Here is a 13,932-nt window from a genome sequence, read left to right as displayed (position 1 = left end):
TCATCCAGGTACTGGTGGGTCCAATCGCTGTTTTTGTCAAGCCGCTGGTTGCGATAGAGAGGCGCTAGTTGTATGGATTAGCGCCGTTTGTAGTGATGATCGGTTCATCACATAGGCCCTCGGAGGAATTTGGGAAGCGATGGCCCGTTTGGTTATGAAGTTTGGCGGCACCTCCGTTGCCGACCTAGAGCGCATCAGAAATGTTGCGCGGCACGTGAAACGTGAAGTGGAAGCAGGCAACCAGGTTGCCGTGGTGGTGTCGGCTATGGCTGGCGTGACAAACACGCTGGTTGGGTACACAAAGTCAGCCGCAGCGCTGCATGATGCACGTGAATATGACGCGGTGGTTGCTTCAGGTGAGCAGGTAACGTCCGGTTTGCTGGCGATTGTGTTGCAAGATATGGGTGTGGACGCGCGGTCCTGGCAGGGATGGCAGATCCCGATCCGCACGAACGAATCCCATGGAGCAGCGCGCATTGAGAGCATCGAAGGTGAGACTCTCATCGAGCGTCTGGAGCGTGGACAAGTTGCTGTTTGTGCTGGTTTTCAAGGCGTCGCGCCTGACAACAGGCTTGCAACGCTTGGTCGTGGTGGTTCTGATACAAGTGCTGTTGCGATTGCGGCTGCAATTCAGGCAGATCGTTGTGACATCTACACGGATGTGGATGGTGTTTACACAACAGATCCGCGTGTTGTTGCTAAAGCAACCCGCCTTGAGCGCGTTGCGTTTGAAGAGATGCTGGAGATGGCCTCTCTTGGCGCAAAAGTTTTGCAAGTCCGTTCTGTTGAAATGGCAATGGTTCACGGCGTTCGCACATTTGTGCGCTCCAGCTTTGATGACCCAGATGCGCCACAGATCAGCGCTGACGGATCACCTGTAGGTACACTCATTTGCGACGAGGATGAGATTTTGGAACAACAAGTCGTCACAGGCATCGCTTATTCAAAAGACGAAGCTCAGATTTCTATACGTAATGTTGATGACAAGCCTGGCATTGCGTCCAGAGTGTTCGGCCCGCTGGCCGAAGGCAACATCAATGTAGACATGATCGTTCAGAATATCTCTCCAGATGGAAAGACGACTGATATAACCTTTACCGTTCCTGAGAGCGATTACGAGCGTGCGCGCAAGGTAATTGAGGAGAACGTGGACGAAATCGGTTTCGAGAATATCGAAGGCGCGACTGATGTTGTAAAAGTTTCCGTTATCGGCATGGGTATGCGTTCGCATGCTGGTGTTGCGGCACAGTGCTTTGAAGGGCTGGCTGAGAAGGGGATTAACATCCGTGCGATCACGACTTCTGAGATTAAAATCTCTGTTTTGATCGATTCCGCATATACGGAACTCGCGGTTCGTACTCTTCATTCGCTATACGGACTTGACGGCTAGGCTTCCTACTGTTGAGAATATTGTTGTGTCTTGGTCAGATTCCAAGGCACAACGTGGCCTGCTAAAAAGGCCTGTAGAATTATAGGTAGGGCGGAGCATGCGCAGCAGCTTGGCCGGACCGCGCGTACTCCTCCGTAAGCTTCGTGAAGTGATGGCGGAGCCGATTAATGCGCAGGAACGGCTCGACAAGATTGTACATCTGATCGCGGCAAATGTGGTTGCGGAAGTGTGTTCCGTGTACATATTGCGTGCGGATGGGGTTCTTGAGCTGTACGCGACAGAGGGCCTCAACAAAGATGCAGTTCACCAGACTTCTTTGAAGGTTGGTGAAGGTCTTGTGGGCTTGATTTCCTCTGACGCTCGACCGCTGAACTTGCCAAACGCGCAAGCGCACCCAGCGTTTGCCTACCGTCCTGAAACGGGCGAGGAAAATTACAACTCTTTCCTCGGTGTTCCTATCTTGCGTGCAGGCCGTACGCTTGGCGTGCTTGTTGTTCAGAACAAAGACCACCGGACTTACTTCGAAGACGAAGTGGAAGCCCTGCAGACCACTGCGATGGTGATCGCGGAGATGGTCGCGGCGGGTGAGTTGGAAGCTATTGCACAACAAGGCACGACAATTGACGTGATCCGACCTATGCACCTTAAGGGCGTTGCTCTTGCTGATGGTATTGGTCTGGGACATGTGGTTCTTCATGAACCGCGCGTTGTGATCACCAATCTGATTGCCGAGGATGCGGATACTGAAAAGAAACGTCTAGAAGAATCAGTTACACGGCTGCGCCAATCTCTTGACCATATGTTGGCAAGTGGGGAGTTCTCGCAGCACGGCGAACACCGTGAGGTTCTGGAAGCTTACCGGATGTTTGCCTATGACCGCGGCTGGATTCGGAAAATCGATGAAGCGATCCGCAATGGTTTGACGGCTGAAGCAGCTGTTGAGAAAGTTCAGAGCGATACACGTGCTCAGATGCTTCGGCAGACAGATCCGTATTTGCGTGAGCGCCTTCATGACCTTGATGATTTGGCCCACCGTCTCATTCGTGAGCTGATGGGTAAGAACCATAGTGGTGAAGATGAGCTGCCGAAGGATGCAATCCTCATTGCGCGGAACATGGGTGCGGCAGAGCTGTTGGATTATGACCGGGATCGTATTCGTGGTCTCGTCCTGGAAGAAAGTGGTCCTACAAGTCACGTTACCATTGTGGCGCGCGCGTTGGGTATTCCGACTGTCGGTCAGGTGGAAGACATCGTTTCACTGGTGGAATCAGGTGATGCCATCATTGTCGATGGTGAAATCGGCCAGATTTTCCTGCGTCCGGCCAGCGATGTTGAGCAGGCCTTTGCGGATAAAGTGCGTCTGCGTTCCAAGCGCCAGGAGGTTTATCGCCAGCTTCGTGATGAACCGACAATTACTAAGGACGGAATAGAAGTTAAGCTCCTGCTGAACGCCGGGTTGCTGTTTGACCTTCCAAGTCTGGAAGATGCCGGAGCTGATGGCGTCGGGCTCTTCCGTACGGAATTGCAATTCATGGTGGCTTCTGCTTTCCCAAGAATGCAGGAGCAGCACGCCCTTTACGCTCGTGTGCTGGATGCGGCTGGTGACAAGCCAGTGACATTCCGGTCGCTGGATATTGGCGGCGATAAGGTGCTGCCTTACTTGCGTTTGGCGCAGGAAGAAAACCCGGCGATGGGCTGGCGTGCGATCCGCTTCGGGCTGGATCGTCCGGGCCTGTTACGCACACAGATCAGAGCAATGCTACATGCAGGGGCGGGGCGTTCTTTGCGCATCATGTTCCCGATGGTTGCTGATGTCTCTGAGTTTCAGCAGGCGCGCGATTATGTTGAACGCGAGCTGAAACATCTGCGCCAACATGGACACGACACGCCAAAAGATCTGAAGCTTGGTGTGATGCTTGAAGTGCCAGCCTTGCTGTATCAGCTCGACGAAATCTACAAGGAAGTAGACTTCGTCTCTGTCGGCTCCAATGACCTGTTCCAGTTCTTCTATGCTGTTGATCGTGGGAATACCTTGGTTGCTGAGCGTTTTGAGGCTCTGTCTGCAAGTTTCCTGCGTGCATTGCGCAAGATTGTTGTTGTTGGCGACAAGATGGACACACCGGTGACCCTGTGTGGAGAGCTTGGTGGTCAGCCGCTTTCTGCCATGGCTTTGCTCGCCATTGGGTATAGAAACCTCTCTATGTCTCCAGCTTCAATTGGTCCTGTGAAGGCAATGTTGCGGACTTTGGACCTGTCTGCTCTCTCAGAGCAACTGCTGGTAAAGCTGGAAGCTGGTAATGGAACGGATGAAATCCGCGAGTTCTTGACGAACTTTGCATCCGAGAACAATATTCCGGTATAAGCAACGCAAATTTGATTGCTGCAGCCAAAGGTGCTAGCTGCTCATTTGCTTCGTTGCCAATCGCTTAAGGAGTTGCCGCGAAATGCTGGCGCCAGAAAAATTAGATACACTGCTAGCTCGCTTTGAAGGTATTGAGGCTGAAATGGCCTCCGGCCCTGCACCGGATGTGTACGTAAAACTTTCGCGTGACTATGCAGAACTCGATCCAATCGTACAGATCATCCGTGCTCTTCGTAAAGCAGAGAGTGAGCTAGATGGCGCTGAGTCACTTTTGTCTGATCCAGAAAGTGATGCGGAGATGAAAGAGCTTGCGCAGCTTGAGCGCGACGAGCTTGTTGATGCCGTAGAAGAGCTTACCCAGAAAGTTCGCATTGGTTTGCTTCCGAAGGATAAAGCAGATTCTCATGATGTTATTCTTGAGGTGCGGGCAGGTACCGGCGGCGATGAAGCCGCGCTGTTTGCAGGCGATCTGTTCCGAATGTACCAACGCTTTGCAGATGTGAATGGCTGGAAAGTTGAGGTCATGTCTTCCTCTGATGGGGACATGGGTGGCTTTAAAGAAATTGTCGCAGCGGTCACTGGCCAAGAAGTGTTTGGTAAGCTGAAGTTTGAATCTGGCGTTCACCGTGTACAACGCGTGCCAGAAACAGAATCTGGCGGACGTATCCATACCTCTGCAGCCACAGTCGCGGTTCTGCCGCAGGCGGAGGAAGTGGACGTGCACATCAACCCGGCGGATCTGCGTATCGATACCTATCGTGCATCGGGCGCTGGTGGTCAGCACGTGAACACGACTGACTCGGCTGTTCGTATCACCCATAATCCGACCGGTATTGTGGTTGCTGTGCAGGATGAGCGTTCTCAGCATAAGAACAAAGACCGCGCAATGAAGTTGTTGCGCGCGAAAATTTATGATGTTGAACGTGAGAGAGCTGCTAGCGAGCGTACAGAAGCGCGTCGTGTTCAGGTTGGCTCAGGAGATCGTTCAGAGCGCATTCGCACTTATAACTTCCCTCAAGGGCGCGTGACGGACCACCGTATCGGTCTAACGTTGTATAAGTTGGACCAGATGATGGCTGGTGAAGCAACGCGTGAAGTGATTGAGGCGCTGATTATGGACCATCAGGCCAATCTGCTCGCAGCCGAAGGACTTTGATGTCCAGCCTTTTTGAGCTGTCTAAGCTGGCCAACGTGCAGGCGTTGTACATTAACGTTAGGGGCCTGTTTCGTGATGCGCAGCTCGCGGAAGCCGACCTTGATGCCCGTGTATTGGTCGCCGAGGCAAGTGGATACGAGCCAAAGAACCTGGCCCTTCATTATGACGAGGGTGTTTCGGCGCAAGCTCATGCAAAGATCAGCAAATATGTTGAGCAGCGACTTGCCGGAAAGCCTGTTGGCCGCATCCTTGGCAAAAGAGAATTTTGGGGGCTTGAGTTTTCCTTGTCTGCGGCAACGCTTGAGCCTCGCCCCGACACTGAGACACTGATTGAAGCAACGCTTGCTTTTTGTCAGGCACATGGGGGCTTGGATAAGCCTTGGGTCTTTGCAGATATCGGCACCGGGACTGGTGCAGTTGCTATTGCTTTGCTGAGCGAGTTACCCAACGCAGTCTGTGTTGCTGTTGATGTAAGTGAAGAAGCTCTGCAAACAGCGCGACAAAACGCAGCAAATAATGATGTTTTGAAGCGATTTTTAACGGTTTGCGGCTCTTACCTTGACCCGTTAGCGAGATCATTTGACTTTGTTGTGAGTAACCCGCCTTACATTCGCAGTGCTGTGATTGAGGGCCTGAGCCACGAAGTAAAGCAGCATGACCCGATGCTGGCGCTGGATGGTGGCGTGGATGGTCTTACTGCTTATAAAGAATTGATAGGTAACGCTAAACGAGTTCTTAAGACAAATAGCGCACTCCTAATGGAGATCGGGTTTGATCAAGCTAATGAGCTTATAAACCTTACGAGGGAACTCGTGGGATTGGAGGTTCGTTGTGAGCGTGATCTAGCAGGTCAGCCAAGGGTTGTTGTTGTAGTTTTTCCATGATTGGAGAAGAATTCAATAATCTGCAAAAAACCCCTTGGAAAATGCGTCGGAACGAGATAGTTTCATCTCGCCGACAAGCGATACCAGCGAAAAGCTGAAAACGATGGGGATGGGCACTCACTTATAGTGAGACGAGCCTTGCAGAGACGTCGGTTGATAGTTTCAAAGCAGATAGTTGAGCGACCCTTCGTATCGTAGAACTGAGAGAGCAATGCATTTGTATTGCTGCTATCGGATGTCGGATATCGCATTGAAGCAGTTATATGATCGAGTGCGATTGCATTCCGATGTTGACGGCCTTTGGCTTAATCAACATGCAGGCTTATTAACGGCATTTGGAATCTGGGAAAACATACTCCCTTGGACCTCAAGATAGGTTCTATTGCTATTCCGGAAAGTTAACGGCAGGATGAGACCAGGAAATCAGAATAACAAGCGCATGCGTGGGCGGGGGCGTAAGGCTCCAAATCCATTGACACGTTCCTTTGAGTCAAATGGACCGGATGTAAAAATCCGTGGTACCGCATTGCATATTGCTGAAAAGTACCAGCAACTTGCGCGTGACGCTCAGGCCTCCGGAGACCGTATAACCTCCGAGAACTACTATCAGCATGCAGAGCATTATCAGCGTATTGTCGCTGCTGCTCAACCTCAGAGCTCGCAGACATCGGCTCCTCCTACTCGCGTAGAAGATGAAGCCGCGCCTGTTGCTGCTGAAACATCAAACGCTGCTGCGGCAAATGAAGAGCCAGACGGTGCAGTCACAACGACACAGCCGGTAATTGGTCTTGATACGCCTCAGCCGTTTATCAACTCCGCTCCTGAAGTTGATGGCAGCATGGAAGCTTCGGCGGATGTGTCTGCAGATGGTGACGACGATGAAGAAAAGCCACGCCGCCGCCTTCGCGGTACTCGTGGTCGCGGTGTTCGCCGCACGCCAGCGCCGTCTTCCGCAGCTCCTGCGGCTCCTGCGGCTCCTGCGGCCCCAGCAGCTCCTGCAGCCCCAGCTGCCGATGCGTCTGAGGCTGGAGAAGGCGATCAGTCAGCTCTTAAACCACGTCGTACACCGCGTGCACGTACACCTCGGGCTGCACGTTCGCAGCGTGGTCGCGCTGCTCGTGTTCCGGCTGAGGATGGAGCGGCACCTACCACACTGGAAACCACGGGAGATGGTGAAAGCTGAACACTTCTGCGTTAAGCAAGAAGCTTTGCTGGTTTCTAGGAATACTATTTGAAAACCCCGCTTTAAAATGCGGGGTTTTTTATTTTTGGTGACATGTGATGGGAGCTTAGGGTGAAGCCTTACTCAACTATGAGGGTGTCGCCGACGGAAAGAACGCCACCGTTCACAAGCTCCAGATAAATGCCGACATTGGTGTGACCAAGTGAATCGTAGAGTGCTTTGTTGATGTTTGTGTCGCGCTCAGCTGTGTCTGGATTTACGTCGATGGCGGCACAACGTCGGGTCTTTTTTACAAACCTGAATTCTACGCCTGAGCTTGATCGAATTTTCTTGTCTTCCCAATTAAATTCTTCGTAGGCAGGCAGGCCTTCAACATAGATGTTTGCACGGAAACGTTTTGGGTCAAGCTCGGTGCCAACAGCTTGTGAGAGTGCTTTGACGCTTGCAAGATTGACAACATGCACGAGGTTTTCAGCCGTGTCGGTGAACGCGTGGTTGTCGCAGTGTAGGACTTTGAGTGGTCCGGCAGCTTTATTCCCCATGTGTTCAGTGAAATATGCCGCGAGCTGCTCTTGTCCATCCTTAGTGTCTAATGAAAGTGTAACATCTGCGGCAGCTGGTTTGGACAGCGTCACCGTTTTCGTTTCAAGGTCATAAGTACATTTAACCTGCGCAACGTCGGCAAAGCGCGCGAGCACCAGAAACTTGTTTTTTGCAATATGTTTGGGAGCAGTTGCATCAAACCCGCAAGGGCCGTTTTCTATGGCGTATGCGCGATCCAGCGGAAAGACAGCTTTAGCTTGTAGAGTAGTCACCTGAAGTGGGTGGGCAGTAAGGCCTTTGACAGGGTGTGTTGCAAGTGCGGTGATATGCGCAGGCGAAAAAGTCATTTTAATTTCCGCTGGTTAAACTGATGGAAACTATGAAAAACATAGGTTTGTTACAAGACCTTGCTTCTACCCTCTTTTGTCGGCAGATAGAACCACTATATCAAGAATGCAGGGGGACGCCTCCTGCTTCGGGTGCTTTTATAGAGGCTCGGATCCTCCCAAAATGCTTGGTCATGCTTCGGGTGATGCAGCACATAGGAGATACATATGGATTTTGAAAAATACACCGAACGGGCGCGTGGATTCATTCAATCAGCGCAAACATATGCTCTGGGGCAAGGGCACCAGCAGTTCACTCCCGCTCACATCCTTAAAGTCTTGCTAGATGATAGCGAAGGGATGTCTGCCGGTTTGATTGAACGAGCAGGGGGGCGGGCTCAGGACGTGCGTCTCCAGATTGAAACGGACCTTGCTGCTCTTCCCAAGGTGAGTGGCGGAAACGGGCAATTGTATCTTTCGCCTGAAATTGCACGTCTTTTTGAACAGGCGGAGAAAATTGCCGAAAAAGCTGGCGATAGTTACGTAACTGTTGAACGGTTGCTGTTGGCTTTGGCGCTGGACAAAGGAAGTCAGGCCGGCAAAGCGCTTGCACAGGGCGGAGTTACACCAAGTGGGCTGAATGAAGCCATTAATGGCCTGCGAAAAGGGCGAACGGCAGATTCTGCATCTGCTGAAAACCAGTATGATGCGCTAAAGAAATTTGCGCAGGATCTGACGCAGGCTGCCCGCGATGGCAAGCTTGACCCTGTGATTGGCCGCGATGAAGAAATTCGCCGTGCAATACAGGTGCTTTCCCGGCGCACAAAAAACAACCCGGTGCTGATTGGCGAGCCAGGTGTTGGTAAAACGGCGATTGCAGAAGGTCTGGCGCTGCGCATCGTGAATGGTGATGTGCCGGAAAGTCTCAAAGACAAAGACTTGCTTGCGCTTGATATGGGCGCGTTGATTGCTGGCGCGAAGTATCGAGGCGAATTTGAAGAGCGCCTTAAGGGTGTTTTGAACGAAGTGCAGGCTGCTGCCGGTGGTGTGATCCTCTTCATTGACGAAATGCATACCCTTGTTGGTGCTGGTAAAACAGATGGAGCGATGGATGCTTCCAATCTGCTGAAGCCCGCGCTTGCGCGTGGCGAACTGCACTGTGTTGGTGCAACCACGCTTGATGAATACCGCAAGCATGTTGAAAAAGATGCGGCTTTGGCCCGTCGGTTCCAGCCTGTGTTTGTCAGCGAGCCTACGGTTGAAGATACCATCTCAATTCTGCGTGGTATTAAAGAAAAGTACGAGCTTCATCACGGTGTTCGTATTTCAGACAGTGCAATCGTCTCAGCTGCCACTCTTTCTAATCGCTATATCACAGACCGTTTCTTACCTGATAAAGCCATCGACCTTGTTGACGAAGCGGCAAGCCGTTTGCGGATGCAGGTGGATTCAAAGCCTGAAGAGCTTGATGAGCTGGACCGGCGCATCATTCAGCTGAAGATTGAGCGTGAAGCTTTGAAAAAAGAGGATGATGCAGCCACTAAGGACCGGCTTCAACGCCTTGAAAAAGAATTGGTTGACCTTGAAGAGGAATCCAATGCGCTTACACAGCGCTGGCAAGCTGAAAAAGATAAGCTCAGCGGTGAGCAGAAGATTAAAGAGCAGTTGGATGAAGCGCGAACTGAGCTGGAGCAAGCGCAACGAACCGGCAATCTGGCCCGGGCAGGGGAGTTGAGCTACGGCGTTATTCCCGATCTGGAAAAGAAGCTTGCTGACGCTCAGCTTGCAGAAGATGTCGACAACACCATGCTAAACGAGACCGTGAGCAGTGAAAGCATTGCTCAGGTTGTCGCCCGCTGGACCGGCATACCGATTGATAAGATGCTGGAAGGTGAGCGCGAAAAGCTGCTTCGCATGGAAGATGAGATTGCCAAACGTGTTGTGGGTCAACAGGAAGCCGTTCACGCTGTTTCAACAGCGGTTCGCCGGTCTCGTGCCGGTTTGCAGGATCCAAACAGGCCAATTGGCTCGTTTATGTTCCTCGGCCCAACTGGTGTGGGTAAAACCGAGCTGACCAAGGCACTTGCCAGCTACCTCTTTGATGATGAAACCGCGATGGTTCGCGTGGATATGTCTGAATTCATGGAGAAGCACAGCGTTGCTCGTTTGATTGGCGCACCTCCAGGTTATGTTGGATATGAAGAAGGCGGAGTGCTGACCGAAGCCGTTCGTCGCCGCCCCTATCAGGTTGTTTTGTTCGACGAAGTGGAAAAAGCACATGCGGACGTTTTCAACGTTCTGCTTCAGGTGCTGGACGACGGTCGTTTGACAGACGGGCAGGGGCGGACTGTGGATTTCCGCAACACGCTTATCATCATGACCTCGAACCTTGGCTCCGAGTTTCTCGCGGCACAAGGTGAGGGAGAGGATGCTGAAGCGATGCGTGGCCCGGTGATGGATTCCGTGAGGGCTCATTTCCGCCCAGAGTTCCTGAACCGTCTGGATGAGATTATACTGTTCCATCGCTTGCAACGGACTCAGATGTCCCGGATCGTTGAAATTCAACTGGCCCGCTTGCAGAAGTTGCTGGACGACCGAAAAATGGAGCTTGAACTGGATGATGGCGCTATGGGTTGGCTTGCCGAAAAAGGGTATGACCCTGCTTATGGTGCACGCCCCTTGAAGCGCGTGATTCAGAAGCAAGTGCAGGACCCGCTTGCTGAGATGCTGCTTTCCGGTTCCTTGTCCGACGGGCAGAGGATCAAGGTAACTAACGGGACGGATCGATTGCTGTTTGAAGCGGATTGACAGGTTTGATCATGAGTTAAAGAAGAGGGCCGGATTTTCCGGCCCTTTTTGTTGGGCATTCCATAAGGGCTTTTCTAACGCATGTTTTTTGTGCTTAGTTGTGTAGATTGAAGTTGGGGCACTAAATTTCTTGGTTAGTGGTGGCCATGAGTAAAACTGGAATTGCGATTTCGTTTGCGGCCCTAAGCTATCTCTGGCTTGTGGCAGCCGTTGCAATTGGCGGGGCAACCTACCCAGATTACAGCCATAGTTCTCAGTTCATGAGTGAGCTTGGGGCAATTGGTGCTCCTTTTGGAGCCGCTGTGAATCTTTGGGGTTTCGCAATGGCTGAGCTGCTTCTTTTACCCTGCCTTGTGATTTGCTTCTTTCACCTTATGCGTCGTCGCGCTGAATGTTTTGGTTTGCTAGTTTTTGCGGGTTACCCAATACTGATTGCTGTTGCTGCTTTCTTTCCGTGTGATTTTGAATGCAGTACCGCTGACCCAACCCAAAGTCAGCTCATTCACATGGCTGCTGGGTTTCTCGCGTATTTCTGTGCTGTTGTTGGTCTTAGCATATTGTCTGGAGCGGTCTATGAAAGGCCTTTTTGGATTGTGCCCTGCCTGATCTTAATGGCGATGCTCTTCAATCTCTCTATTGAAACCACTTTCAATGGCCTCATGCAACGTGTGCTTGAGACTGGCATCTACCTCTGGTTTTTCGTGATCCTGATGGGCAAGCGTTATCATAAAAAGCAAGTAGCTTGATGTTACTTGCTTTTTAGTAGTGAGATCCATTTGGTGAACAGAGGTCAGTTCCGAAGTGAGGCAACACGCTGACCGGAGCGTCCTGTCTCCATGAGTGCGTTGATGCGATCTCTTTCGCGTTTAAAGTTCTCCAGCACGTTCGCTTCCAAAACGCGTCCTTGAGGAACCTTAATCTTGAGTGAGTTCACGAAGCGGCCATTGACCTTCACTTCATAATGAAGGTGGTTACCGGTTGAAAGGCCTGTGGTGCCCACATACCCGATGACGGTGCCTTGTCTTATTTTCTGGCCAGCTTGAATGCCAGGCGCAAAGCGGGTCATATGATTGTAGGTGGTGACGTATCCGTTCGCGTGCTTGATCTCAACGCGCTTTCCGTACCCACCCGACCATGCTGCTTTTTGTATAATGCCATCGCCTGCTGCGAAAATTGTGGTTCCGCGCGGTGCGGCCCAGTCCGTTCCCGTATGAAGGCGGCGCGTTTTTAGGACCGGATGGCGGCGCATGCCGAAACCGGAGGTAAAGCGACCAGCAGCAATGGGCTTGCGTAGCAAAAATTGTTTGGCGCTCTGACCGTCTTCATCATAGTAGTCGACGACACCATCGTCTGGGGTGCGGAAGCGATAAAAACGATGTGTGCGGCCATTCACTGTAATGGAGGTGAACAGAATTTCCGAAGCGCCGGTGTTTTCATCAGCGTCCAAGCCGTAGAGTGCGCTGATCTCATCCCCGCTCTTAACGGCTGCATTAAAGTCAACACTATAAGAGTAAATGCGAATGAGCTCTTTAATAAGAGACTGCGGAACTTCGTTTTCCAATCCGGTCTGATAAATTGAATCATAGTAGGTGGCTCTAGGCCCTACTGAATTCTGCTGCTGTGATGCAAAGGCATCTGCTGTCATCTGAGTGGATGGTTCTGGCGCGACAACAAATTTGCCTTCATCATTACGCGCAATTGTTCCTACATGCCGTTGATTTTCGTAGATGCTGACCCGCTGCAAAATACCTTCATCCTCATCAAACTCGTCGGTGTTGAGGAAGAGGCGGAAAATCTGTCCAGCCTTGATGGATTTGATGCCAAAATTATCAGAGAACGCGCTGATATAACCATTAGCTTCCTTTTCGGAGGCCTCACCATCCAGCAATACGTCAATAAAGTCAGTTTGTGTCAGGATCGGAACGATGCGTTCTTCGATCTGGTTGGCCTGTGAAGTTTTTCTGGACTTTGCTTGGAACGAAACATTTTCCTCGGTGATCCGAACTTCGATGTTCTCAAACTGTTGTTCAGAGAGTGGAGCGAAGCCTGCATCAAAATCTTCAAGGCTCTGGACCGCAGCAATGTCCGTGGAATTGTCGAGCATGAACATCGCGGCTTTCTTAACCTGGTCCTGAACGGCCTCTTCCCTGTGATCAGGCAAAGCGACCATACTCATGGACTCAAGCGGGAAGTCTCGTTGAGAGATAGATACTTCACCTTCAATGTCCGCGCCGTAGATTGCGTCACTCGCGACCTGTAGCGGTGCCACCTGTTCTCCCTGATACATAGTGATCGGATCAAACGGTGGAATGTCAGCTGCTGTTTCTTGTTTTTTGAAGCTATCAAGGCTTGCACTTAAAAGAGCGTATGGCTTCGCCTTTACATGGTCGCGACCATCGATGCGGGTTACCGTATTCACTTCAATGACGTGTTTGTTGGAGAAGTCACTGCTCGTAGAGTTAAGTCGATCCCCTTTCCCGCCGGAATTATGCTGAGGCGCAAGATCGGAAGTGCTGCTTAAATGTGTCCCGGCGGTGCTATAGGTATATTGACCGTCGAGCGCAGCCATAAGCGCGCCTCCCATCAAAACGATAGAGGTCATACCTGTGAGGATCGTTCCGATCAACCAGCGGCCATTGAGCCGTGCGGGCTGGTCAGACGAACTTGTAAGACTATCCACCATCAAGGCAGGTTCATTGCCAAGATTGATGTTCGGTCTTCCATTAAAATGGAACCTACCAGAATTCATTGAGCTACTTATCTTTCCCCAAGTCGGCAGAGATCATCTGCAGCAAAGGATCTGCGTCATCTTTATACGATTGATAAACAATGCTGAAGATGGGAACAACTCATGAAAGAAAAATACGGCTGGAATTTGTCGCTGATACTCTGAAAACTTATAGAAATATCGAATTAATCGGAAACGAGTGATTTTATCGGCTGAATTGCGGATTTGAGCACCATACTAATTGGGGGGCTGCGGAATATGAAAAAAACTTTCCCCAACACTGTGAAAAGTTCGAAGTTTTGTTGCAAGGCTCGTTGACAGAGTTCGAATAGGGGCCTATAACCCGCTCCACACCAACGGGGCGGCGCACACAGGGCGGCTCAAGCGGTTAAAAAACAGAAGGAATTACGGGGCTTTTTAAGGTTTTGTAGTTCTGGATATTAAGGCGCAAGTCTTTGTTCATTGACAATTGAATATGATAGGAAGAGAAACGTGGACGGCGGTTATTCGCGAGTAGCTTGGCAACAAGTTACTGTTACGGAATAACTGACA

The 13,932-nt window shown here is 51.1% G+C and carries 9 protein-coding genes; 7 read left to right on the top strand and 2 right to left on the bottom strand.

The features are described 5' to 3' along the window. The first annotated feature begins 139 nt into the window (after positions 1-139). The 5 genes from BMZ51_RS04910 to BMZ51_RS04890 all read left to right on the top strand — a co-directional run bounded on the left by BMZ51_RS04910 (position 140) and on the right by BMZ51_RS04890 (position 6,975). Positions 140-1,390, top strand: a complete 1,251-nt coding sequence (locus BMZ51_RS04910; protein WP_068008607.1) for an aspartate kinase — start codon at positions 140-142, stop codon at positions 1,388-1,390. Between the two features lie 97 nt (positions 1,391-1,487). Further along, positions 1,488-3,752, top strand: coding sequence for a phosphoenolpyruvate--protein phosphotransferase (ptsP, locus tag BMZ51_RS04905; protein WP_068008609.1), 2,265 nt, complete (start codon positions 1,488-1,490; stop codon positions 3,750-3,752). Between the two features lie 82 nt (positions 3,753-3,834). Continuing rightward, complete coding sequence (gene prfA / locus BMZ51_RS04900) at positions 3,835-4,908, top strand: peptide chain release factor 1 (RefSeq protein ID WP_068008612.1); 1,074 nt, start codon at positions 3,835-3,837, stop codon at positions 4,906-4,908. Further along, entirely contained in the window at positions 4,908-5,792 is an 885-nt protein-coding gene (gene prmC, locus BMZ51_RS04895) for a peptide chain release factor N(5)-glutamine methyltransferase (RefSeq protein WP_068008614.1), read from the top strand. The genes prfA and prmC overlap by 1 nt, the downstream gene beginning before the upstream one ends. Positions 5,793-6,201: 409 nt before the next feature. Continuing rightward, the gene (locus tag BMZ51_RS04890) at positions 6,202-6,975 is read left to right on the top strand and encodes a DUF4167 domain-containing protein (RefSeq protein WP_074881831.1); all 774 of its coding nucleotides are present in this window, start codon (positions 6,202-6,204) and stop codon (positions 6,973-6,975) included. A 119-nt stretch (positions 6,976-7,094) separates the two neighbouring features. Here the strand turns inward: BMZ51_RS04890 and BMZ51_RS04885 are convergent, their stop codons facing one another. After that, entirely contained in the window at positions 7,095-7,865 is a 771-nt protein-coding gene (locus tag BMZ51_RS04885) for an MOSC domain-containing protein (protein WP_068008617.1), read from the bottom strand. Between the two features lie 207 nt (positions 7,866-8,072). Here BMZ51_RS04885 and clpB point away from each other — a divergent pair, with 207 nt between their 5' ends. Continuing rightward, positions 8,073-10,652 (top strand): ATP-dependent chaperone ClpB, encoded by a 2,580-nt coding sequence (gene clpB, locus BMZ51_RS04880; protein WP_068008619.1) that lies wholly within the window; start codon positions 8,073-8,075, stop codon positions 10,650-10,652. A gap of 146 nt (positions 10,653-10,798) precedes the next feature. Then, the gene (locus BMZ51_RS04875) at positions 10,799-11,398 is read left to right on the top strand and encodes a DUF998 domain-containing protein (protein WP_068008622.1); all 600 of its coding nucleotides are present in this window, start codon (positions 10,799-10,801) and stop codon (positions 11,396-11,398) included. Positions 11,399-11,442: 44 nt separating this feature from the next. On the opposite strand, the gene BMZ51_RS04870 is transcribed toward BMZ51_RS04875, so the two are convergent. Continuing rightward, the gene (locus BMZ51_RS04870; protein WP_074881829.1) at positions 11,443-13,401 is read right to left on the bottom strand and encodes a M23 family metallopeptidase; all 1,959 of its coding nucleotides are present in this window, start codon (positions 13,399-13,401) and stop codon (positions 11,443-11,445) included. Positions 13,402-13,932: the final 531 nt, after the last annotated feature.

The sequence above is a fragment of the Pseudovibrio axinellae genome (assembly GCF_900110875.1).
Lineage (GTDB): Bacteria > Pseudomonadota > Alphaproteobacteria > Rhizobiales > Stappiaceae > Pseudovibrio > Pseudovibrio axinellae.
The sequence above is the reverse complement of the archived record's forward strand: the minus strand, read 5'-3'. Positions and strand labels throughout refer to the sequence as shown.